At 69.8% G+C, this 21053-nt stretch carries 24 protein-coding genes; 11 read left to right on the top strand and 13 right to left on the bottom strand.

What is annotated here, in order from left to right; translation table 11 throughout:
- Positions 1-6 precede the first annotated feature (6 nt).
- Positions 7-306: a type II toxin-antitoxin system PemK/MazF family toxin gene (locus ADL12_RS30100; RefSeq protein ID WP_159053332.1), complete on the bottom strand. Its 300-nt coding sequence runs from the start codon at positions 304-306 to the stop codon at positions 7-9.
- Positions 303-533, bottom strand: coding sequence for a hypothetical protein (locus ADL12_RS55110; RefSeq protein ID WP_079052355.1), 231 nt, complete (start codon positions 531-533; stop codon positions 303-305). The genes ADL12_RS30100 and ADL12_RS55110 overlap by 4 nt, the downstream gene beginning before the upstream one ends.
- Before the next feature lie 83 nt (positions 534-616).
- Between ADL12_RS55110 and ADL12_RS30095 the strand changes: the two genes are divergently transcribed.
- A complete protein-coding gene (locus ADL12_RS30095) occupies positions 617-793 on the top strand; it encodes an alpha/beta fold hydrolase (RefSeq protein WP_244188110.1) in 177 nt (58 codons plus the stop codon).
- Here the strand turns inward: ADL12_RS30095 and ADL12_RS30090 are convergent.
- Positions 783-1178, bottom strand: coding sequence for a nitroreductase family deazaflavin-dependent oxidoreductase (locus ADL12_RS30090; RefSeq protein ID WP_062707263.1), 396 nt, complete (start codon positions 1176-1178; stop codon positions 783-785). The two genes, ADL12_RS30095 and ADL12_RS30090, sit on opposite strands and share 11 nt — an antisense overlap.
- A 147-nt stretch (positions 1179-1325) precedes the next feature.
- On the opposite strand from ADL12_RS30090, the gene ADL12_RS30085 reads away from it, so the two are divergent.
- Positions 1326-2153: an endonuclease/exonuclease/phosphatase family protein gene (locus tag ADL12_RS30085; protein WP_062707357.1), complete on the top strand. Its 828-nt coding sequence runs from the start codon at positions 1326-1328 to the stop codon at positions 2151-2153.
- Between the two features lie 45 nt (positions 2154-2198).
- Here the strand turns inward: ADL12_RS30085 and ADL12_RS30080 are convergent, their stop codons facing one another.
- The 3 genes from ADL12_RS30080 to ADL12_RS30075 are packed head-to-tail and all read right to left on the bottom strand — an operon-like array spanning position 2199 to position 4131.
- Positions 2199-3089 carry a hypothetical protein gene (locus ADL12_RS30080; protein ID WP_062707256.1) on the bottom strand — a complete coding sequence of 297 codons (891 nt, stop codon included), beginning with the start codon at positions 3087-3089 and terminating at the stop codon, positions 2199-2201.
- Positions 3086-3268, bottom strand: coding sequence for a DUF397 domain-containing protein (locus ADL12_RS51145; RefSeq protein ID WP_079052354.1), 183 nt, complete (start codon positions 3266-3268; stop codon positions 3086-3088). The genes ADL12_RS30080 and ADL12_RS51145 overlap by 4 nt, the downstream gene beginning before the upstream one ends.
- A gap of 11 nt (positions 3269-3279) precedes the next feature.
- Positions 3280-4131: a helix-turn-helix domain-containing protein gene (locus tag ADL12_RS30075; RefSeq protein WP_062707254.1), complete on the bottom strand. Its 852-nt coding sequence runs from the start codon at positions 4129-4131 to the stop codon at positions 3280-3282.
- Between the two features lie 212 nt (positions 4132-4343).
- On the opposite strand from ADL12_RS30075, the gene ADL12_RS30070 reads away from it, so the two are divergent.
- The 3 genes from ADL12_RS30070 to ADL12_RS30060 all read left to right on the top strand — a co-directional run bounded on the left by ADL12_RS30070 (position 4344) and on the right by ADL12_RS30060 (position 5409).
- On the top strand, positions 4344-4778 hold the full coding sequence (locus tag ADL12_RS30070; protein ID WP_062707252.1) for an ATP-binding protein: 435 nt from the start codon (positions 4344-4346) through the stop codon (positions 4776-4778).
- Positions 4779-4852: 74 nt separating this feature from the next.
- Positions 4853-5131, top strand: coding sequence for a hypothetical protein (locus ADL12_RS30065; protein WP_159053331.1), 279 nt, complete (start codon positions 4853-4855; stop codon positions 5129-5131).
- Positions 5128-5409, top strand: coding sequence for a hypothetical protein (locus tag ADL12_RS30060; RefSeq protein ID WP_062707249.1), 282 nt, complete (start codon positions 5128-5130; stop codon positions 5407-5409). The genes ADL12_RS30065 and ADL12_RS30060 overlap by 4 nt, the downstream gene beginning before the upstream one ends.
- Before the next feature lie 120 nt (positions 5410-5529).
- Here ADL12_RS30060 and ADL12_RS30055 read toward each other — a convergent pair whose 3' ends face one another.
- The 4 genes from ADL12_RS30055 to ADL12_RS30040 all read right to left on the bottom strand — a co-directional run bounded on the left by ADL12_RS30055 (position 5530) and on the right by ADL12_RS30040 (position 10725).
- A complete protein-coding gene (locus ADL12_RS30055; protein ID WP_062707248.1) occupies positions 5530-7815 on the bottom strand; it encodes an FtsX-like permease family protein in 2286 nt (761 codons plus the stop codon).
- Entirely contained in the window at positions 7812-8504 is a 693-nt protein-coding gene (locus tag ADL12_RS30050; RefSeq protein ID WP_244188109.1) for an ABC transporter ATP-binding protein, read from the bottom strand. The genes ADL12_RS30055 and ADL12_RS30050 overlap by 4 nt, the downstream gene beginning before the upstream one ends.
- 58 nt (positions 8505-8562) lie before the next feature.
- A complete protein-coding gene (locus tag ADL12_RS56930; protein WP_062707246.1) occupies positions 8563-8973 on the bottom strand; it encodes a hypothetical protein in 411 nt (136 codons plus the stop codon).
- A 201-nt stretch (positions 8974-9174) separates the two neighbouring features.
- Complete coding sequence (locus ADL12_RS30040) at positions 9175-10725, bottom strand: CehA/McbA family metallohydrolase (RefSeq protein ID WP_062707245.1); 1551 nt, start codon at positions 10723-10725, stop codon at positions 9175-9177.
- A 201-nt stretch (positions 10726-10926) separates the two neighbouring features.
- Between ADL12_RS30040 and ADL12_RS30035 the strand changes: the two genes are divergently transcribed.
- The 4 genes from ADL12_RS30035 (at position 10927) to ADL12_RS30020 (ending at position 16512) form a co-directional block, all read left to right on the top strand.
- The gene (locus ADL12_RS30035; protein ID WP_062707244.1) at positions 10927-11775 is read left to right on the top strand and encodes an LLM class F420-dependent oxidoreductase; all 849 of its coding nucleotides are present in this window, start codon (positions 10927-10929) and stop codon (positions 11773-11775) included.
- 168 nt (positions 11776-11943) lie between these two features.
- Positions 11944-14529 carry a bifunctional FO biosynthesis protein CofGH gene (locus ADL12_RS30030; RefSeq protein WP_062707241.1) on the top strand — a complete coding sequence of 862 codons (2586 nt, stop codon included), beginning with the start codon at positions 11944-11946 and terminating at the stop codon, positions 14527-14529.
- Between the two features lie 121 nt (positions 14530-14650).
- Positions 14651-15211, top strand: a complete 561-nt coding sequence (locus tag ADL12_RS30025; RefSeq protein ID WP_062707236.1) for a hypothetical protein — start codon at positions 14651-14653, stop codon at positions 15209-15211.
- A 92-nt stretch (positions 15212-15303) separates the two neighbouring features.
- Positions 15304-16512, top strand: coding sequence for a DUF418 domain-containing protein (locus ADL12_RS30020; RefSeq protein ID WP_062707230.1), 1209 nt, complete (start codon positions 15304-15306; stop codon positions 16510-16512).
- Positions 16513-16534: 22 nt separating this feature from the next.
- On the opposite strand, the gene ADL12_RS30015 is transcribed toward ADL12_RS30020, so the two are convergent.
- Both ADL12_RS30015 and ADL12_RS30010 read right to left on the bottom strand, forming a co-directional pair.
- The gene (locus tag ADL12_RS30015; RefSeq protein ID WP_062707229.1) at positions 16535-17374 is read right to left on the bottom strand and encodes a pentapeptide repeat-containing protein; all 840 of its coding nucleotides are present in this window, start codon (positions 17372-17374) and stop codon (positions 16535-16537) included.
- 357 nt (positions 17375-17731) lie between these two features.
- A complete protein-coding gene (locus ADL12_RS30010; RefSeq protein WP_062707351.1) occupies positions 17732-18244 on the bottom strand; it encodes a DUF2165 domain-containing protein in 513 nt (170 codons plus the stop codon).
- Positions 18245-18359: 115 nt separating this feature from the next.
- On the opposite strand from ADL12_RS30010, the gene ADL12_RS30005 reads away from it, so the two are divergent.
- Positions 18360-19088, top strand: a complete 729-nt coding sequence (locus ADL12_RS30005; RefSeq protein ID WP_062707348.1) for a class I SAM-dependent methyltransferase — start codon at positions 18360-18362, stop codon at positions 19086-19088.
- A gap of 28 nt (positions 19089-19116) precedes the next feature.
- Here ADL12_RS30005 and ADL12_RS30000 read toward each other — a convergent pair whose 3' ends face one another.
- Positions 19117-19620, bottom strand: a complete 504-nt coding sequence (locus ADL12_RS30000) for a glycine-rich domain-containing protein (RefSeq protein ID WP_244188108.1) — start codon at positions 19618-19620, stop codon at positions 19117-19119.
- Between the two features lie 130 nt (positions 19621-19750).
- Between ADL12_RS30000 and ADL12_RS29995 the strand changes: the two genes are divergently transcribed.
- The gene (locus tag ADL12_RS29995; protein WP_062707225.1) at positions 19751-21052 is read left to right on the top strand and encodes a helix-turn-helix domain-containing protein; all 1302 of its coding nucleotides are present in this window, start codon (positions 19751-19753) and stop codon (positions 21050-21052) included.
- Position 21053 lies beyond the last annotated feature (1 nt).

The raw sequence follows: 21053 nt of genomic DNA, 5'->3' as shown, positions 1-21053 counted from the left end.
GGGGGGCTACAGGTCGAACACGGCACGGAGGCCCATCTCGACGGCTTCCATGACGCGCTCGTCCACGGGCCCCAGGTCCTGGGTGAAGCGCGGCTCGGACAGTGTGCGGAACTCGCCGAGCACGATGGTGCCGGTCGAGGGCGAGGCGACGGGGATGTCGACAAGCGTGGCCTCACGTAGTTGCTGGGGGTAGAGCAGTACGCAAGTGGCGCACTTGTTCTGCCCGTTCAGCGCGTCGGACGAGATGACCAGGACGTGCGCGGGGCCCCCGGCGAAGTTCACCTCGTAGATGTGCCCGCGCTTCACCGGCCCGCCACCCGGCCCCACCGCTCCAAGGTGTCCTCCTCGCTCTCGTCCGGCTCGCCGACCGTCGTCACGATCCCGGCCTCGGCGCGCAGTCGCGCGGACCGCTCCAGTTCCTCGGAGAGCATCTGCCGGCGCAGTATGCGAGCCGTGTAGGCCGAGGCGTTGCCCTTCGCCTTCACGAAGGCGGCCACCTCATCGGGCAGGCTCATCGTCATGTTCACCGTCATGCCGCCATCATATCAGCCTCAATGTCCCGGCGTACGATGAATCGGCCGCGGCTGGACGCCGGCCTGACCTGACTGCCCCGGCCTTGAACCGGCTGGGCGAGCTCGACCTCCCCTGCACGCTCCTGCTCGGCGAGAAGGACCAGCCCGAGGTGGTCCGCTGCAACGAGGAGATGGCCGCCCGCATCCCCGGCTGCCGGCTGGTCCGGCACCCGGGCTGCGACCACTTCCCGACGGTGCGGGCGCCGGAGGTCAGTCGGTGAGGTCCACGCGGACCGTCAGCAGGTTCGTGCCGAAGGCCCTGACTCCCGCGCTGTTGAGGCGGGGGAGGCCGCGCAGGCGGGCGATCGGGTCGTCGTCCGGCAGCAGGTGGGCCGTGCCGGTGTGCCACCGCCCCCCGAGCCGCACCCGCACCCGAGGATCGGCCTTGATGTTGCGGACGTACTGGGACTTGTCACCGAACTCCGAGACCAGCCAGAAGGAGTCACCCACCCGGCGGCCGCCCACCGGCGTCTGCCGGGGCTGCCCCGAGACGCGGCCCGTGGTCTCCAGGACCGTCTGGAAGGGAAGGCGGCGGAGAATCGGGTTGCCGACGCGGCGCTGGAAGGCTGTGGCGGCACGGAACCGGAGATCGGCGAGGCGGGACATCGTCGGTGGGGCTCCTCAGTCAGCAGGTCAGGGACTGTTAAAAGGATCCTCTTGGGTGGTGCTGAAGAGGGCACTGCGTCACGCGCGATGGTCGAACTGTTGCTTCAATGGTCCCCGACGCGGCAGGACGAGAGCGGGTGGCTGCGGATGCGGGTCGTGACCTGGAACCTTTGGTGGCGCTTCGGGCCCTGGGAGGCCCGGCAGAAGGCGATACTCACCGAGCTGCGCGAACTGCGCCCCGACATCGTCGGCCTCCAGGAGGTGTGGGCCGCCGACGGCGAGAACCAGGCCGAGTGGCTCGCCGCCGAACTCGGCATGCACTGGGCCTGGGCCCCCTCACCGTCCCCCGAGCGCTGGCGCCGGCGGATCGGGGACCCCACGGTCGACATCGGGAACGCCGTACTGAGCCGTTGGCCGGTCGTCGCCCGGCGGACGCTGCGCCTGCCCGCCCCCGCCGACATGGACGACGGCCGCCTCGCCCTCTACGCCAGCCTGGCGGCCCCCGCGTACGACATCCCCTTCTTCACCACCCACCTCACCTCCGCTCCGAACGGCTCGGCCCTACGCTGCCGTCAGGTCACCGCGCTCGCCGGGTTCATCGCCGAGAACCGGGGCGACACACCCCTCCCGACGGTCGTCACCGGCGACTTCAACGCCGTGCCCGACTCCGACGAGATCCGCCTCTTCGGCGGCCGCCGGCCCGCGCCGGCCGTGCCCCGCCAGCTCTTCTCCGATGCCTGGCAGCACGCCGCCCCGGACACCCCCTCCGCCACCTGGGACCCCGCGAACCCGTACGTCGCGACCGGCCTGGAACCGGGCGTGCGGATCGACTACATCCACGTCGGGCCGCCCGGCACGGGCGCACTGGGCCATGTGCGGGGCGTCCGGCGGGCGGGGGACGGGCCGGTCGACGGGGTGTGGCCGTCGGACCATGCGGCGGTGGTGGCCGAGCTGGGAGACGGGCCGGTGCTCTGACGTTCGCAAGACGGCCTCAGCGCACCATCACTGCCGTCACTGCGGTCACTGCGTGAAGAACGACGCCGGATGCCGAGGGTCCGCCGAGCAGACGAACAGCCCCGCATGCCCGCCCCGGCCGACCGTCATGCCCACCGGCTCGCATGCCGCCCGCCACTCCTCGCTCTTCGGCTCCAGAGCGCGTTCCTCCAGGGGGCGGAAGCGCTCCGGGGCCCGGCCGTCGCAGCCGTCCAGTTCGTACTCGTACGTATCGAACTGCAGGAACAGCTCCAGCGGCGCCCGGCACTCACCGCACGCCATCGTCTCCGGCATGTCGGTCACGCCCCAGCGCATGCTGCCGCCCAACTTGTAGCCGGGGACGGTCGACACGTCGTCGACGAGGCCGCACTCTTCTAGCCAGGCCTCGTACCGATCGGCGAGACCGGCCGGGAGCTCGTCCCTCCAGGGGTACTCCGTGAGCCGTTCCGGATACAGCACACACGCGGTCGGGATCATGTCCAGGTCCCGTTCCCAGTGCTCGTCGGGATCCGGCTGCGCGACGAGCGGCTCGGTGACATCGCCGGCCCGCCGCCAGAAGAGCCGGCACGCCTGCCCCCAGCCCTCCGGATGCGGCTGGTCGTGCCACTCCGGGCACCACAGCAGTTGCACCAGGTCGGTGCTCTCCGGGAACCGGATCTCCGGGAAGTCCACGGCCGTCAACTGCGCCACGGCGACGAGCGGGTACGGGCCCTGCTGCCGACCGTTCACGTCCGGGTGCTCGGCGCAGTACGGCCACGGCTCGTCGGCCGGCCACCACAGCGGCCCTCCGATGTGGCTGTCGCGGGGGCCCGGCGCTCCCCGGCGGGGGTGCAGCCGTATGGTCGTGCGGGCGTATGGCGCCAACTCGGGGAAGGCCCGGACGGGATCGTGGGACGCAGGGCCGGTGGTGAGGGTCATGTGCGGGAGGACTTCAGGGCGTTGAGGAGGGCTTCGAAGGTGGAGGGGGTGGTGCTGAGGATGGTTTTGGTGGGGTCGGCGCTTTCGGTGAGGTGGATGGCGGTGGGGGTTTCGGATATGTGGACGCAGGCTTCGCCCTGGGCGCAGTAAGACGACTTCTGCCAGGTGAAGGGGAGCATCGTGGAGTCCTTTACAGGTTCTGAGCGAGCTCGTGGATGAGGTCTCGCGATTCGACGGGGCTGAGCGCGACGGCCTCCAGACGGTCCAGAAGCAGCCGGTACTGCGCCAGTTGAGCTTCGGAGTCGATGAAGACCGGGCCGTGGGACTGGTCCAACTGAGCCGTGTCGAGTGCTGGAACCGGGCCCTTCACGAAGTACACCGACTGGCCGGATCCTGGGTAAGAGCCGGCGCGGAACGGAATCACGCCGATCGTCACATGGGAGTGGTCGCTCACCTTGAGCAGGTGTTGCAGCTGGGTGCGGGTCACGTCCGGGCCGCCGAACCTCATCCGGAGGGCCGCTTCATGGATCACCGCCCGGTAGGGGATCGGGTCGGCTTGGTACAGCACGGCCTGTCGCTTGATACGGAACGAAAGACGGTGCTCGATCTCCGGTGGTGACAGTTCGGGGACGGCCTGACGGAAAATCGCCCGGGCGTAGTCGATGGTCTGGAGCAGTCCGGGCACATGCATGCCGTGCGCGGCATGCAGATGGGTGCCATGGTGCTCGATCTCGGCAAGGTCGAGCAGTCTGGGCGGGAGGATCTCGCGGTACTCCTCCCACCACCCGCGCCTGCGCTCTCCGGCCATCTCGACAAGGGCTTCGACGAGGGCGGGGTCTGTGCATGAGTACATGCGGGCCATGACGCGAACCCGTTCCGGGCTCACCCCGAACCGGGCCACTTCGATGTTGCTCAACTGCCCCGAGCTGGTGCCCAGCAGTCCGGCCGCCTGTGTGGTGGTCATCCCAGCGCGCTCGCGCAGCTTGCGCAGCTCGGTGCCGAGCCGCATGCGGCGGGCGGTCGGGGCAGCTCTGCCTGCCATATCGGAACACTCCCTGAAATGAGCCGAGTTGGTGCATCACTCACACGAGTGGAACTCTAAAGGAATCTTGTCGTTGGGTGAAAACATTCCTTGCGTTGGTTCTACTCTGCTTGTCAGGCGCCCCGCCTGGAAGCGCACCGTGGGACGCCACGGCAGAGACACCAGGCACCGTAGGCAAGATCCCAACTCCCCTCAGTGACCGGAGACTTCCGATGACCACCGTATCCCCGTCCTGGAACTACACCCTGCACCTCCCGCACGATCCACGCGCACCGGGCATCGCGAGGGGCGCCCTCAGACTGATCCTGGCCGCGCACGAGATGCAGGAACTCGCCCCCACCGCGGAACTGGTGGCGGCGGAGCTGCTCACCAACTCGCACCGCCATACCAAGGGCCCGTACGCCCTACGCGTCCGCTCGGCCGACCCCGGCCGCCTCCGAGTCGCCGTATGGGACACGGACCCGCGCGTCCCACCCGGCTTCTCCCATCCGGGCGCTCCACCCCCACTGGACGCCGAGGGCGGTCGCGGACTGCACCTCGTGCAGGCGTGTTCCGAGGCATGGGGTGCCTCGGTGTTCGACGAACTGGGCGCGTCGAAGGGCGGCAAGCTGCTGTGGGCCGAGTGCGGGGGAAGGGTGACGTGGTGAGCACGCGATGTCCGGCTCTGCCCGGCGGCGCCATACTGGGAAGTGGAGCGATGCCCTTTCACCAGGAGCAGACCATGAGCGCACAGCCCGAGCACGGCGGCTGGGGAACGATGCCCCTCCCGGAGATCCGGACCGTGGACGACCTGCGCAGTGCGCTCAGCCGCTACGGCTTCCCGGGCGACCGGGAGCGGTTCGAGGAGGAGCTGGCGGCGGCCATAGGAGCATCGCCGACCAATGACTTCGCCGGCGCTGCGGCGGTGGTCCGGGCTTACCGGCACCGGGTCCTGATCAGGAACTCGCCCGAGATCATGTCGGCTCTGGAAGATGCCCGCACTGGAGGCGGCGGCACGTGAACGAAGTCCCGTTGGAGGAGGCCGAGCCCGCCAGGAAGGCGTTCGGCGACCTGACGGAGGGGGAGCGGGAAGTCGTACAGAAGGCGCTCCTGGCCATCGGCCGCGATCCGGCGGTGGGGCGCGAGATCCCCGGTTGGCGTCCTCCGTCCGTGGAGTACACGTACACGACGCCCTTGGCCCGAGACTCGGCCGAGGCGATCACGGTCGTGTACACGCACACTCCGGGGATGGGAGTGACCGTCGTCTACTACTTCCGTGATCCACAGGTGGTGTGCTGAGCCCACCGCATGGCGCCGGGGAGCCCAGCCGCGGACTGCCGGGGCGAATCGTGAGTCGGCTCGGCTTGCGTGTGGCGGAGCAAGCCGAGCCGGGGAATCGCAGGCGGTCGAGTGTCGTACTCAGTCGCGCCGGATCAGCTCCGGGTCGATGCGGCGCCCGACGAGCGGCAGTGTTCCGATGGCGGACACGGCCGCCACACCCAGTGCCGCGAGCGCGAGCACCGGGAGGCCGGCGAAGTCCCAGTAGATCGCGCTGCCTCCGGTGATCAGGTAGCTGGACTCGGCGAGCTTGCCGGCCACGAGCGCCAGGGCGAGGCCGATGCTCAGCGGCAGCACGACCTGTACGCACTGCGCCGCCCGCATCGTCCGTGCCCGTGCGCCGATCAGCGTGACGGCGGTGACCTGCGGGCGCCGCTCCACCGCCCGGTCGGTCGCCGAGACGACGAAGGCCGCGGTCCCGATGACCAGGCCCATGATCATGCCGACGGCGAGCAGGGTCTCGAGGACGGCGATCTGTTCGAGGCCCTCGATGTTCACGCCGACCAGCTCGATCTCGGCGATCGGTGCGACCGCGGCGATACCGTCGAGGACCTGGCGGACCTGATCGGGATCGGAGTCGCTGGTGAGGACGTACTGCCCTGACTCGGGACGGGCGCCCGCGGGGAGTTCGGACGGCGGGACGAGGATGGTCGCGCTGCCGGCCACGGACGGGTCGTACGGCGCGTACAGCACGCTGTCGGAGGTGAGGGTGACGTGCAGAGTCCTGCGCTGAGTCCCTTCCCGCAGGCGGTAGGTGAAGCCGGCTCCCGGCCGTATGCCCGGGTCCACACCCGCGTTCGGGTTGTTGAGCATCAGCACCTTGCCGTCCACGCACCCTTCCGCGCGCTGCACCATCTTCGCCAGCTGGGCGCAGGTGGCCACCAGCGCGGTGGCCTGCGGCTGGACTGCGGAGCTGGGGTTGTTCAGGTCCGTCCAGGAGTCCATCGTCAGGGCGTGGGCACGTACGCCTGGCACCTCGGCGAGCCGACGCTGCTGCTCGGCGGTGAGGTCGGACCGGGAGATGGAGTAGTCCTGCACCGGAGCGGACGGCCGTGAGACCTGGTCCAGCTGGATGAGTACGCCCTGGGCGAGGGAGGCGGCGAACACGAGCAGGACGAGACCGGTGACGACCCGCATCGTGCTTCCCGGTTCGACCTCGTTGCGGCGCATCGCCAGGTTCAGTGTCAGGGACTGCGTGGTCCGTGCCAGTCGGCGGGCGAGGACGTAGGAGATCAGGGGCAGGGTCAGCACCAGCCCCAGGCCCGTCAGCAGGATGCCCGCCGGGATCAGCAGCACGTTGGGGCCGATGCTGTTGGCGGGATGGTCCGTGAAGCCGGTGGCGCAGTAACCGATGACGATGCCGAGGCCGGTCACCAGCAGCAGGACGCCCCACTTGGCGGGGCGCTTGGAGACAGCGGTGCGGCGTACCGCCAGCGGATTGGCGGCGGCGTCGCGGGCGCTTGCCCGTCCGACGAACCAGGCGAGAACCGGGCAGCCGATCAGACAGACGGCGATGGTGGTCGCGGAGGGCGTGCCGTCGTCCGGGTACCACCTCAGGCTCGGCAGTCCGGTCCGCGTCATCACCTGGTTGAGGACCCAGTACTCGCCGAGGCCGAGAATCGCGCCGAGCAGGGCCGCTACGACGGTTTCGGCGGCGTTGACCCGCTGGGTGCCCCTGGTGCTCAGGCCCAGCAGGCGCAGGGAGGCGAGGCGGCGGTTGCGGCTGGCGGCGGAGAGCCGGGCGCAGACGGAGAGGAAGATGCCGAGGGGGAGCAGGACGAGGGAGCCCAGGGCGAAGCGCAGGTAGGTGAGGGTCGAGGGCTCGACGGCCGGGAAGGGGGCGTAGCTGTATCCCCAGCCCTTCAGGGCGCGTCCGTCGCCGGCGATCTTGCCGTGTGTCGTGCCGACGTAGGCGAACAGCTCGTCGGGATGGGCGAGTCCTGCCGCGCTGATCAGGCCCTCCTCGTGCCCTGGCAGGAGTCCCTTGACCGCGGGCCGGTCGCGGAGCAGGTCATGCACGCGGGGGGAGACGAACACCTCGCCCGGGTCCGGGAGCCTGTTCAGCCCCGGCGGGATCTTGTCCGCGTCCTTGGTCCCCTTGGCGACGAACACCCGGGTGAACGCCTTGGAGCCGTACGGGTCGGTGCGCTGGAGGACCAGCGTGGAACCCGCGGGCTGTGCGGAACTGGACTGTGGCTGCCGTGCGGCGGCCCGGCCGTCGTGTGCGTCGAGGATCTGCGGGATGGTGAGGACCAGGGCGAGGCAGCACACCCCGAGGGAACCGCCGGCGGCCATGAGGAAGAAGCGGATGCGGTTGCCGCGGCCGGAGCCGAAGAGCAGGCGCAGACCGAGCAGGAACTCCCTCACGCCGCCCCCCGGGGAGTGAGGACCCCGTCGGACATCGTGTAGTGGCTGTCGGCCTGCGCGGCGACGGCGGGGTCATGGGTGACCAGGATGACGGCGGTGCCCTGCGAGCGTGCCAGACCGAGGAACTCCTTCAGTACGGCGGCCGCGTTGGCGCTGTCGAGGGAGCCCGTCGGCTCGTCGGCGAAGACGACGGCCGGGCGGTGGACCAGGGCTCGTGCGACGGCGACGCGCTGGCCCTGTCCTCCCGACACCTGTGAGGGACGCCGCTCGCGCAGTTCGCCGAGTCCGAGCCGGGCGAGGACCTCGCCGGCGGCCGCGAGCGCGGGCTTCTTGCGCTGCCCGGCCAGGCGCAGCGGCAGGGCGGTGTTCTCCTCGATGGTCAGCTCGGGGAGCAGTTCGCCGTACTGGAAGACGAAACCGAAGCGTTCCCGGCGCAGCGTGCTGATCTCGTCGTCGGTGAGGTCGCCGAGCGTCTGCCCTTCGAACCGCACCTGTCCGCGCGCGGGAGGCAGCACTCCCGCGAGGCAGTACAGCAGCGAGGACTTCCCCGAACCGCTCTGCCCGGTGATGGCCGCGACCTCCCCTCGGGAGATCGAGAGGTGGGCTTCGCTGACAGCCAGTTGCGTGCCGTAGGAGAGGTCTACTCCCTGGGCCGAAAGGACTTCTGACGTACTGATGGCTTCCCCCAAAGAAGCGACCGGGCCCAGGGGGTCAACCTGGGCCCGGGACGTGCCGGTGTGCTGTCGCTTACCTCTGGTAGTGCTTGGTCGGCGAGCAGTTGTCGGGGTTCAGCGAACCCTTGTCACGGCAGACGCGGATGTACGCGTCGTCGGTGTACTGCTGCGAGGGCGCCCAGTTGAGGTAGTCCAGCGGAACGCTCTGCTTCTGCTTCCCGTTGTAACGGCTCCAGTCGTAGCCCTCGACCTTCACCTGCATGTACACGTTGTGGCCGTCACCATTGTTGGTGTCCTTGAGGTTGCCCTTCCACTCGAAGGCACCGTGGTTCTGGCCCGAGGGCCACCACTTGTACTGGCCGCTGTTGAACTGCGCACCCGACGTCGACATCGTCGGAATGGTGTGCCACGAAGCGGCGACTGCCGTGCCGGCCCCCAGTGCGAAGAGGCCCGCGGCGAGAGCGCCTGCTGCCAACTTACGCATGTTTCCTCCCGTTTGTTTTCTGTTGTGCGGCTTCGGTGGTCATGTCAAAGCCGACGTGAAACTAACATCAGAGAAACGGGGAGAATGGGCGTGAATGGGGGGGACTTGACGTTTCTGTCGGGCCCTTGGGTGGCGCAGCCTTTGCGATGATCTTGCTCTTGCTTTACCAGCGTGTGACCATTTTCAGCCGAGGGTGAGGCGCTACGAACGCCCCAGGAAGATGGGATTCGTGAACGCCGCCAACGCCCCCGGCAACGGCCCCACCGCCGCCTCATGCCGCAACTCCGCCCGCACATAGGCCGCGTACGAAGGCGTCGTACGCCACTCCACGACCCCGGACCCCGCCACCGGCAGCGGCGCGCTCGTGAACAGCACGCCCTGGTCGGTGACGAAGCGGACCGTGCAGCGAGGGGCGCCCGAGGCCTCCAGGCGGACGGTGACCGGGGTGTCGCGGTCGACCTCCAACCGCTCACCGATGCCCGCCTGTTCACCCCGGCCGCCCGACACCGTGAAAGCCAGGGAGACGTTCTTGGACTCGGCCACGTACGACCGCCCCGCCCTGATCCCCTCCTGGATCGCCTCCCGCGTCAGGTCGTCGGCCAGGACCACCGTCTGAGGTGAGCCGACCGGGTCCGGGTCGCGGTGGGCGTCGCTGTTGCCCATCGCCGGGATCCAGGAGCGGGAGTTCGAGCGCGCGGACGCGACCAGCATGCTGTCCCAGTCGGCCAGCGCCACCTCGTCGTCGGGGGTGTAGGGGCCGTTCCAGACCTCGACCGCGTCCGCGTCGCCGAAGCCGAACTTCCAGTTGCAGCCGACGCAGGTGGCGTGCGGATGCGCGGGGACGACGAGGCCGCCGGAGCGGCGGATCTGGCGGGCGAACTTGCCGAAGCGGTTGTCGCGGGCCCGGTAGCGCCAGTCGACGAAGGTGCCGGGCTCGGTGCCGAGCGCCACCACGTGGCCGTTGCGGGTCGTGACCTCCTCGCCGAGCATCACCAGGAGGTCATCGCCTGCCACGTCCGCCCAGTGCGCGTGCGCCGAGTGCGTGTTGTGCTCCGAGCTGTTGATGAAGTCCAGGCCCGCGGCACGGGCGAGAGCCGCGATCTCGGCGGGTGTGCGGCGGCCGTCGGAGTACCAGGAGTGCAGGTGGCAGTCCCCCCGGTACCAGGCCCGCCCCCGGCCCTTCGCCCGGTCCGGCGGGTACGCCGGTTCGGCCACCTCGCCGGGCTCGCCGTAGGTGAGGGTGATCGTGAGCTCGTACGGCAGTCCCTGCGGCGCCACCGTGTAGGGGCCGAGGGCGATGTGCCAGGTGCCCTCCCGCACCGGGCCCGGGATGTACCCCGGCGTCGCGTCGTCCGCCCGGATGAAGAACTCCGTGCGCGCCCCGCCCGACCAGCCCCGGAAGCCACGGCCGCCGAGCTCCGTGCCGCGCCAGTCGAAGATGCCGATGTCGAGGGCGTTGCCCGGGGTGCCGGCCGGGACGGACGGTTTCTCGTAGGTGTAGGAGACCTTGATCTCCCGGACGCCGGACGGCACCTCGACCGGCACGTACACGAAGTCGGGGGACCCGGGCGGCAGGGTGCCCCGCACGGTGCGGGTCTCCGCGTCCCGGGTGTCGTCGGCGTCGGCGCCTCTCGCGAAGGTCACGCTTCCCAACGTAAGCGCGGCGGCGGCGCCCGTCACGAACAGTGCGCGTCTTCCCAGGCCCGCGTAACCCGCGTGACCCGCGTGGCCCGCCTGATTGTCCTCGCACATGCTGCTGCTCCCCAGGGTGTCGTGTAGTGACAGGGCGTGGGTGGTGCAGTGGTGGTGCGTGCAACTCTCGTATTCAGCCGTGAACTGCCGTGCAAGGGAAGGGAATCGGCAGACAATCGGCAGCCGGCCGGCAGTCGGCGTGAAGTATGTGCCGACCGGTCGGTATGGACATCGGGGCGTCCGCGCGGTACAGATGCGGTCATGCGCATCTCCGTGACGATCTTCCTCACCGACGAGACCATCACCCCGACCCGGCTCGCCCGTGAGCTGGAGCAGCGCGGGTTCGCCGGGCTGCACCTGCCCGAGCACACCCACATCCCGGTCGAGCGGGTCACCCCGTACCCCGCCGGCGGTGATCTGCCGCCCGAGTACGGCCGTACCCTCGACCCCTTCGTCGCCCTCGGCCAGGCCGCCGCTGTCACCGAACGGCTCGGCCTCGGCACCGGCATCACGCTGGTCGCCCAGCACGACCCGATCGACCTCGCCAAGCAGATCGCGACCGTGGACCACCTCTCCGGGGGGCGGTTCACCCTCGGTCTCGGCTTTGGCTGGAATGTGGAGGAGGCCACTGATCATGGGGTCGAGTGGGCCACGCGCCGCGAACTCGTCCGGGACCGGATGGCCCTGATGCGGGCCCTGTGGGCGGACGAACCCACCGCGTACGAGGGGGAGTTCGGTGCGGTGCAGGCCAGTTTCGCTTATCCCAAACCCGTACAGAAGCCGCGTGCGCCGAAGGTCGTCGGGCCTCGCACCCTCATCGGCGGAGCCGCCGGGCCGAAGCTGTTCGCGCACATCAGCGAGTACGCCGACGGGTGGCTGCCGATCGGTGGCCGCGGATTGTCCGAAACCTTGCCTGTGTTGCGGGCCGCCTGGGTCGACGCCGGACGTGATCCGAATGCCCTTCAGGTCGTGCCGTACGCCGTTTTCCCCAGCCCCGGCAAGCTTGCGCATTATGCGGAGCTGGGGATCGAGGAGGTTGTGGTGCAACTGCCTCCGGCGGGGGAGGGGGAGGTGCTTCGGGTGCTGGACGAATACGCCGAGTACTTGTAGCCGAGGGGGCGGGCAGCCACCCCAGGGGCGCGGGACCGTGTCGATATGCGGCTCCGCCGCGTGGGCACGACCAGCCACAACACACCCGCACCCGGCAACGCACCGTCAGCCCCCCCAGACCACCCCCGACCCCGCTGAACCGGCGGAGCCCCTCCGTATGCTCGAAGGATGACGATTCCCGCGACCTCCGGAACCGGCCCGACCGAGAACTCCATGCGTCGCGCCCTCAAACGCGCCCGGGACGGCGTCGCCCTCGACGTCTCCGAGGCGGCCGTACTGCTCCAGGCCCGCGGCGAGGCCCTCGACGATCTCGTCGCGTCGGCCGGCCGGGTGCGGGACGCGGGCCTGGAGGCGGCAGGCCGGCCCGGCGTCATCACGTACTCGAAGAGCGTCTTCATCCCCCTCACCCGGCTGTGCCGCGACAAGTGCCACTACTGCACCTTCGTCACCGTGCCCGGCAAGCTGCGCCGCGCCGGGCACGGGATGTTCATGTCGCCGGACGAGGTCCTCGACATCGCCCGCAAGGGCGCGGCCCTCGGCTGCAAGGAAGCCCTCATCACCCTCGGCGACAAGCCGGAGGAGCGGTGGCCGGAGGCCAGGGAGTGGCTGGACGCGCACGGGTACGACGACACCATCGCCTACGTCCGGGCCATCTCCATCCGCATCCTGGAGGAGACGGGCCTGCTGCCCCACCTCAACCCGGGCGTCATGACCTGGACCGACTTCCAGCGGCTGAAGCCCGTCGCCCCGTCGATGGGCATGATGCTGGAGACGACCGCGACCCGCCTGTGGTCCGAGCCGGGCGGCCCGCACTACGGCTCCCCGGACAAGGAACCCGCCGTACGGCTGCGGGTGCTGGAGGACGCGGGGCGTTCCTCCGTCCCCTTCACCTCCGGGCTCCTCATCGGGATCGGGGAGACGTACGAGGAGCGCGCCGAGTCCCTCTTCGCGCTCCGGAAGATCTCCCGCGCCTACCACGGCATCCAGGAACTGATCATCCAGAACTTCCGCGCCAAGCCGGACACCGCGATGCGCGGCATGCCGGACGCGGAACTCGACGAACTCGTCGCCACGGTGGCCGTCGCCCGGCACATCATGGGCCCGAGCGCCTGCCTGCAGGCCCCGCCCAACCTGGTCGACGACGAATACGAGCGCCTCATCCGCGCCGGCATCGACGACTGGGGCGGGGTCTCCCCGCTGACCATCGACCACGTCAACCCCGAGCGCCCCTGGCCGCAGATCGAGGAACTGGCCGACCGGTCGGCCGCCGTCGGCTTCGAACTGCGTGAACGGCTCTGCGTCTACCCGGAGTTCGTCCAGCGCGGCGAACCCTGGATGGACCCGCGGCTGCTCCCGCACGTCCGGGCGCTCGCCGACCCGGAGACCGGCCTGGCGCGCCCGGATGCCGTCGTCGAGGGGCACCCGTGGCAGGAGCCCGAGGAGGCGTTCGTCGCGTCCGGCCGTACGGACCTCCACACCACCATCGACACCGAGGGCCGTACGTCCGACCGCCGCGACGACTTCGACGAGGTGTACGGCGACTGGGGCGCCCTACGCGAGGCGGCCGCGCCCGGCATGGTGCCGGAGCGCATCGACACCGACGTCCGCCAGGCGCTGCGGGTCGCCGCCGACGACCCGACCCGGCTGACCGACGAGGAGGCGCTGGCGCTGCTGCACGCGGACGGCCCGGCGCTGGACGCGCTCACCCGCATCGCCGACGACGTGCGTAAATCGGCGGTCGGCGACGACGTGACGTACATCGTCACGCGGAACATCAACTTCACCAACGTCTGCTACACCGGCTGCCGCTTCTGCGCCTTCGCGCAACGCAGGACCGACGCCGACGCCTACACGCTCTCCCTGGACCAGGTCGCCGACCGCGCCCAACAGGCCTGGGACGTGGGCGCGGTGGAGGTCTGCATGCAGGGCGGCATCCACCCCGACCTGCCGGGAACGGCGTACTTCGACATCGCACGGGCCGTGAAATCCCGCGTCCCCGGCATGCACGTGCACGCCTTCTCCCCGATGGAGGTCGTGAACGGCGCCACCCGCACAGGCATGTCGATCAGGGAATGGCTCACGGCGGCGAAGGAGGCGGGCCTGGACTCCATCCCCGGCACCGCAGCCGAGATCCTCGACGACGAGGTCCGCTGGGTCCTGACCAAGGGCAAGCTGCCGACGGCGACGTGGATCGAGGTGATCACGACCGCGCACGAGCTCGGCATCCGGTCCTCGTCGACGATGATGTACGGCCACGTCGACCAGCCCCGCCACTGGCTCGGGCACCTGCGCACCCTGGCCGGGATCCAGCAACGCACGGGCGGCTTCACAGAGTTCGTGACACTGCCGTTCATCCACACCAACGCGCCGGTGTACCTGGCGGGGATCGCGCGTCCCGGCCCGACCATCCGCGACAACCGTGCGGTCACCGCCATGGCCCGCCTCCTCCTGCACCCGCACATCCCCAACATCCAGACCAGCTGGGTGAAGCTTGGCACCGAGGGCGCGGCGGAGATGCTCCGCTCCGGCGCCAACGACCTGGGCGGGACGCTGATGGAGGAGACGATCTCGCGGATGGCGGGTTCGTCGTACGGCTCCTACAAGTCGGTACGCGACCTGGTGGCCGTCGCCGCGGCGGCCGGCCGTCCGGCGAAGCCGCGGACGACGCTGTACGGCGAGGTGTCGGAGGAACGACAGCGGGCGGCGGCGGCCTCGGACGGGCATCTGCCGGAGCTGCTGCCGGTGCTCGACTGATGCCCATGCTCGACTGATGCCGGTGCCGGACTGAGGAGGACCGCCTCGCGGGGGTCGGTACGATGATCCGACCCCCGCTGGAGGGGTTCCGTGGGGTTCCGCGGCTTCCGTAGCTGAGGAGATGCGTGCCGTGCCTGCTCCCAAGGTCTGGGTGACCGGTCTGACGGTGGGAGCGATAGCCGCCGTCACCGTCCTCGCCGTGCAGGCCGACAAGGGGCCGCACCCGACGGCCACGGCGGCCCGCCCGAGCGCGTCGGCGTCGGCGGGCGCGAGCCCCGCACCGTCGAAGTCCACCGCACCCGTCGCCGTACCGGAGGGCTCGGGCACGGGACGCCGGATCGTCTACAGCCTCGGGCAGAAGCGGGTCTGGCTGGTCGACGCGAGCGACGCGTCCCGCCGTACCTTCACCGTCTGGCCGGGCACGGTGAGCCCGGACGTCGGCACCTACGCGGTGTCGTCGCGCACCATGGCCACCACGGGTTCGGACGGCGTGCAGATCGAGAACATCATCTACTTCGCCGCGAAGTCCGGCGTCTCCATCGGCTTCTCCAACGCCGTGGACGGCTCCTCGCCCCCGCCCGCCGACGGCAAGCAGACCGGCGGGGTCCGGATGCGCGCGGCGGACGGGGCGGCGCTGTGGACGTTCGGGGAGACGGGCACGACGGTGGCCGTCGTCAAGTAGCAGTCCGCCGCGTCCCTCTGCATCCTTCGATGTACTGCGGGGTCGACTTTGCTCATGACGATTCGGGCCGTTGCCGCCGTGACGATGAATCCATGACGCACACGGACGCGCGAGCCCCGCAGACACCGGCACTGGATTCCTCGCCCACCGGACGGCGACTGCCCCTCCTCGACGTACTGCGCGGAGCGGCCATCCTGGGCACGCTCATGACGAACGTATGGATCTTCACCGGTCCGGGCGGGGAGTGGGGAGCCCTGGAGTCCGGTTCGAGCGAGCTGTCGTTCGGATCACTCGCGGGAGCCGTGGAAGGCACCTTCAGTGTGCTGGCGAACGGCAAGTTCCTGTCGCTGCTGACGATCCTGTTCGGAGTCGGGCTGGCCATCCAGTACGCCTCGGCGGCGCGCCGCGGGCAGCCGTGGCCGGGGCGCTACCGGTGGCGGGCGCTGTTCCTGTTCGGCGAGGGCACGGTGCACTTCGTGCTGGTCTTCGCGTGGGACGTGCTGATGGGGTACGCGGTCACCGCGCTGCTCGTCGCCTGGCTGCTGACCCGCTCGGAACGGGCACAGCGGCGGGTGATGTGGTGGGCGGCGGGGATACACCTGACGGTGATCGGCCTGCTGACGGCGGCCCTGACCCTGGCCGGCACCGACGACAGTGATACAGGCGGCGACACCGGCGGCGGCGTCTCCCGCGAGGTCGTCGACCTGTACGCGCACGGCAGCTACCCGGACCAGATCGCCTTCCGCCTGGAGAACGCGGTCGCGCTCCGCATGGAGCCGGTACTGACCTTCTTCCTCCTGATCTTCCTCTTCCTCCTGGGCGTACGACTGTTCCGGGCGGGGGCGTTCGGCGCGGACGAGACGGGGCGGAGGCTGCGCTCCCGCCTCCTGCTGTGGGGCCTGGGCCTCGGACTGCCCCTCAACGTGGCGGCGACACTGGCCGGCCCCGACCTGTTCCTGATGGCCCGGTACGGCACCGCCCCGCTGCTGGCCCTCGGCTACATCGGCCTGATCGGCGCGCTGATGGACCGGGTACGGCGGCCGGGCCCGCTGATGACGGGCCTGACCTCCGTCGGCCGGACGGCCCTGTCCGGCTACGTCCTCCAGAACGTGCTGTGCGTGCTCGTCTCCTACGGCATCGGACTGGGCCTCGCCGAACGGCTCGGCGACACGGGCCCATGGTGGGTGGTGGGACTGTGGGCCGCGGTCTGCGCGGTCCTGATGGTGGGCTCCACGCTGTGGCTGCGGCGCTTCTCGACTGGGCCCCTGGAGGCGGTCCAGAAATGGGCCCTGCGCCACTGATACGTGAGGGGCGTCGGGGTGGTCATCGCGCCGCGTTCTGAAGATCGGTGGGGCGCGGGGAGCCCGTGGTGGGAGTGGGAGTGGGAGCGGAGGCGGCCGGGCTCGGCGTCGGCAGATCCCCCTCCGGGCGACGCACGCGGGTCAGATCGGCTCCGTCCAGCTGCACGTCCATCAGATCCGCCTCCCGCAGATCGGTGTGGTGGAGCGAGGCGCCACGCAGGTTCGCCTTCTCCAGGTCGGCGGCTTTCAACTGGGCGGAGTCGAGGCGGGCTTGGGACAGGTTCGCCTCGGTGAGCACGGCGTCGTTGAGGACGCTTTTGCTCAGGTTCGCCCCGGCCAGATCGGCGCCCTTGAGGTTCGTTCCTGTCAGCGTGGCGCCACGCAGGTCCGTGCCGGACAGTTTCGTGCCTTCCAGGTTGCCGTGGGAGAGGACCGCTCCGGCGAGGTTCGCCCCGCTCAGATCGGCCCGGTGAAGATCGACGCCGGTCAGTTGGACGCCTCTGAGGTCGATGGGGCGATCACCGTCGTGCGCGGGGTCGCGCTGACCGAGCACAGAGAGGGCCGCCTGGATGTCGGGAGCCTTGCCGGTCGTGGACGACTTCTTGGCGGCGCGAGTGCGGATGTACTCGGACAGGGCGTAGAGCACCGCCGGCTGCTGTCGCGGGGAGTCCTCCATGATGCCCTGCAGGGAGAAGATCGCGCCTCTGCGGATGTTGGCGGAGCCGTTGTCCAGCCGTTCCATGGCCTTGTCGTACCGGTCCGCGATCTGTCCCTGCTCCGAAATGGTCAGCTCTTCGGCGGCCTGCGTCACGGACACCCAGGTGAAAGCCAGTGTGGCGACCGCCGCGACCCCGGGGAGCATCAGCGCGACGAGACCCGCTCGCTGTCCCCACAGGGCCCCTTCCGCGGGCGGCCCCTGCGCCGGGCGGGAGGCGGCGCCGGTCCCGCGGCGCTCCGGTGCTCCGCGGCGGTGTCCCGGGCGATGCGCTCCCAGCGGGGCTCTGGCGCGCCGGCCGGCGGACCGGCCCGTCTGTGCCCGGCGTTCTGCGATCCGCCGCAGCTGTCTGCTCCGTGCCCCTGCTCGCGGTATGCCACTGGTCATGCCTGCCATTCGAACCGACGGCGGCCCGGAGAGGGGCGGATGTGGCTGCCGGGTTCACAGGATTCCCACTCATCCGGGCCGTCGGTCGTCAGGAGCGGTGGTTGTCAGGAGCGGTGGTCAGCCGGCGTCGGTCCGCTCGCCCTGCCCGAACGGCAGATGGTTGACGATCAGCACGACCCCGCTGAACAGGAACACCCGGGTCGCCGCGTCCAGCCCGTTCCAGTCCCCCGACTGCCACATCGAGAACCACTCACCACCGATGGCGATGAACCCGCCGCCGAACAGCAGCATCAGCATCAGCAGGCCGTAGGTGGAGAAGCGGCGGGCGCGCCGGTCGTCGCGGCGGAACCAGAGCCAGGTGCCGTATATGAGGACGAGGGCAGCGACGGTCTCCCAGACGATGATCGCGATGTACGCCGCGTCCTGAAGTCCCTTGCTGGTGACGGCTCTCCACATCAGGTCGTCGTCCTTGAAGGTCGTATCCATCGCCAGGACGTGCTGCACGAACTGCTGGTTCGTGCCGAAGTCGGTGATGTTACCGAAGGCGACGAGGGTGATGTAGAGGGCGACCGTCGCGGTGAGGAGGGTGGCGGCCAGGTGGAGGGCGCCGCGTGGGGGTGTCTTAGGCATGGTGGTCATCTTCCCTGTGCGGCCGCTGTGTTCGGTACCCATTCGGCCAGTGAGCGGCGATACGGTGTTCAGCTCAACGGACACCAGTCACGCGCTCACCCTGCCGAGGACCTTCATGCCCCACGCGCCCATGACGCCGGCCGAGTACTGGGACAAGTACAAGCCCCATAAAGGCCAGGGATCCCAACGGGCTCCAGAGGTGGACCGGTTCGACTGGGCCCAGTACCCGGGGCACGGGCCAGGCTCCGACTTCCTCGGCCACCCCCGCCGCGCGCTGGAGCTCGGACCGGCGGAGGGCAAAGAAGCCGCCTACCTGGCCCGGCACGGCGTGGAGGTGACCGGTGTCGACTTCTCCCCGGTTCAGGTCGAGCGGGCACGAGCCTGGTGGAAGGACATCGCCGGGCTGTCCTTCGTCCACGCCGAGGCCTGCGCCCACCTCTCCTCGACCTCCGTGGTTTACGACGCCATCTACTCGGTCTGGGGGGCCGTATGGTTCACCGACCCCGAAGACCTGTTTCCCCTCGTCCTCGAACGCCTGGCCCCCGGTGGCGTCTTCGCCTTCTCACAGGCCGAGCCCGCCTCAGGCTCCTACGGCCCCCAGCAGATGCGGGGAAAGTGGCTCGAAGGGCGGGAGCGTGATCTCACAGTGCTGCGCTGGCAATACGACCCGGATCTGTGGGCCGACATCCTCAAGCGGCACGGCTTCACCGAGATCCAGGTCCAGGTTCTCGAGGCCCCGGAGCCGGGGAACCTTGGCACGCTGATGGCCCGTGCAGTCCGGCCTGCGGGCGGACGACCCTGCCTCCCCCTGGATGGGCATGCGAAGGGGCCCGGAGGCACCTGAACGCCCCCGGGCCCGATCAGGCTTCCGATCAGTGGCAGTTCGCCCCGGGACTGCACGGCCCACATTTGCCGAAGTCCCGTTCCCAGAGTTTCCAGTCCACGTCGAAGCCGGTGTCGGCGATGATGTGCGCGGTGCGCTCGACCGAGCCGTCGTACTTGAATTCGATTTCCGGAATGTGCTCCAGGAACCTCCCGTCGAAGTTCTCGGCACAGAACTCGCGGTAGTTCTTGGTGTCCAGGATGAAGACGTGCACCGCCAGATCGACCAGGCGGCCACAGCACATCTCCAAGCCCTGGCCCCACTTCTCCATCGCTGTGATCAAGTACGAGACCGCAGCGCCGAACAGTCGATTGGCCATTATCTCGTCGACCGGGTGATCCCGCATCAGGAGCTGGATCTCCCGGTCCCACACGTCGCGCTTCACGTAATTCCGGGGATCGCGGACCTGGGTCTCCTCTGCTGCCGTCATTGTCTCCTCCACGGTGTCGTCCGCCCTCGGCCCAGAGCCGGGCCGATACTCGAACGACACCACCGGACATGGGCGTTCAGTGGTCAACTGCCTTGTTCAGCGCACCGTTTGCAGATGCTGCACACGCCGTCGACGGTCCGGGTGTGCGCTGGCTACCGTGGATTGGCCCGGCCCTCGGCCAGTGGGAGGCGCGATGCGCACCATGGACCCGCTGTGGAATTCCACCCAGGTCCGAACACTTGTCGAGTGCCAGGACCCTGGCGCGCTCATCCGCATGGGTCGGGTCAGTAGGGGCTGGCGGCAGGCCGACCTCGGGGTGAGGCTCGGCTGCTCGGCGTCCACCGTCTCCCGCATGGAGCAGCGCGGTAGCCGACCCGCGGACCTGTGCCTCCTGCGCCGGGCTGCTCAGGAGGTCGGTGTGCCACCGCACGTTCTTGGTGCGGCACTCGGATTGAACATGATGCAAGCCACTAAAGTGGCCGCCGATGGTCCACGCCGCGTCAAGGAGGACCCCATGCGCCGCCGGACACTGCTCGCGGCCGCCGGCCTGGTGGCCCCCGCCCAACTGCTCGCCAACGTGGACGATGCCCTGGCGATCACCCCTGACCCGACCGGCTCGACCGTGCCACTCGACACACGCCTCGCCCGAGCGCGAGCCTTGTTCGACGCGGGCCGGCACGCCGACCTTCTCGACGCGTTTCCCGGGCTCCTCGCTGACGCCCACGATGCGGCAAGGTCCAGGAGCGACCTCGCGCACGCGCGGCTTGCGTCCTGCTACTGTCTCGCAGCCCGTCTCCTCATCAAGATCGGCCGATATGAGAGGGCTCGCCTCACTGCGGACCGGGCCACCGTTTATGCGGAACTCTCCAGCTCACCGCTGGCGGCTGCAGCCGCAGCCCGGGAACTGAGCATCGTCCTGCGCCACCAGGACCAGCCCGACGCCGCACGACGCCTGATCGTGGATGCTGCAGTGAAGGTCGAGGCCACAGGGCTGACGACCGCTGCCAAGTCGGCGGCATACGCTCAAATGCTGTGCACTGCCTCCTACACCGCGGCACGGGCCGGTGACCGAGAGCAGGCACTGACCATGATCCGCGAGGCGTCCCGAGCTGCGAGCGGACTCCCACGGCAAGCTCCGGCCAGCCGGGTGTTCTCGCTCACCCCGGCAGCCGTCGACCTCTACGCCGTCGGCGTCCACTGGGCGCTGGGAGACGCCGGAACCGCCATTCAGGCAGGGCGGGCACTGCACCCGGATCAGTTTCCAACCGCCGAACGCAAGGGTCGGATGCACACCGACCTCGGCCGCGCGTGGTGGCAGTGGGGTAAAGCGGAACAGACAGCGACAGAATTGCTCTCCGCGCTCCGCGTTTCTCCCGGAGAGGTGCGCGACCGCCCGGCCATTCGGCAGATTGTCAGTGACCTGTCGGTACGGCACCCGAGAGTGAGCGGTGTCCGCGAGCTGGTTGCGGCGACGGGAGTTCAGCCGAGGTCCTGAA

The organism is Streptomyces regalis (genome assembly GCF_001509475.1).
Taxonomy (GTDB): Bacteria; Actinomycetota; Actinomycetes; order Streptomycetales; family Streptomycetaceae; genus Streptomyces; species Streptomyces regalis.
The sequence above is the reverse complement of the archived record's forward strand: the minus strand, read 5'-3'. Positions and strand labels throughout refer to the sequence as shown.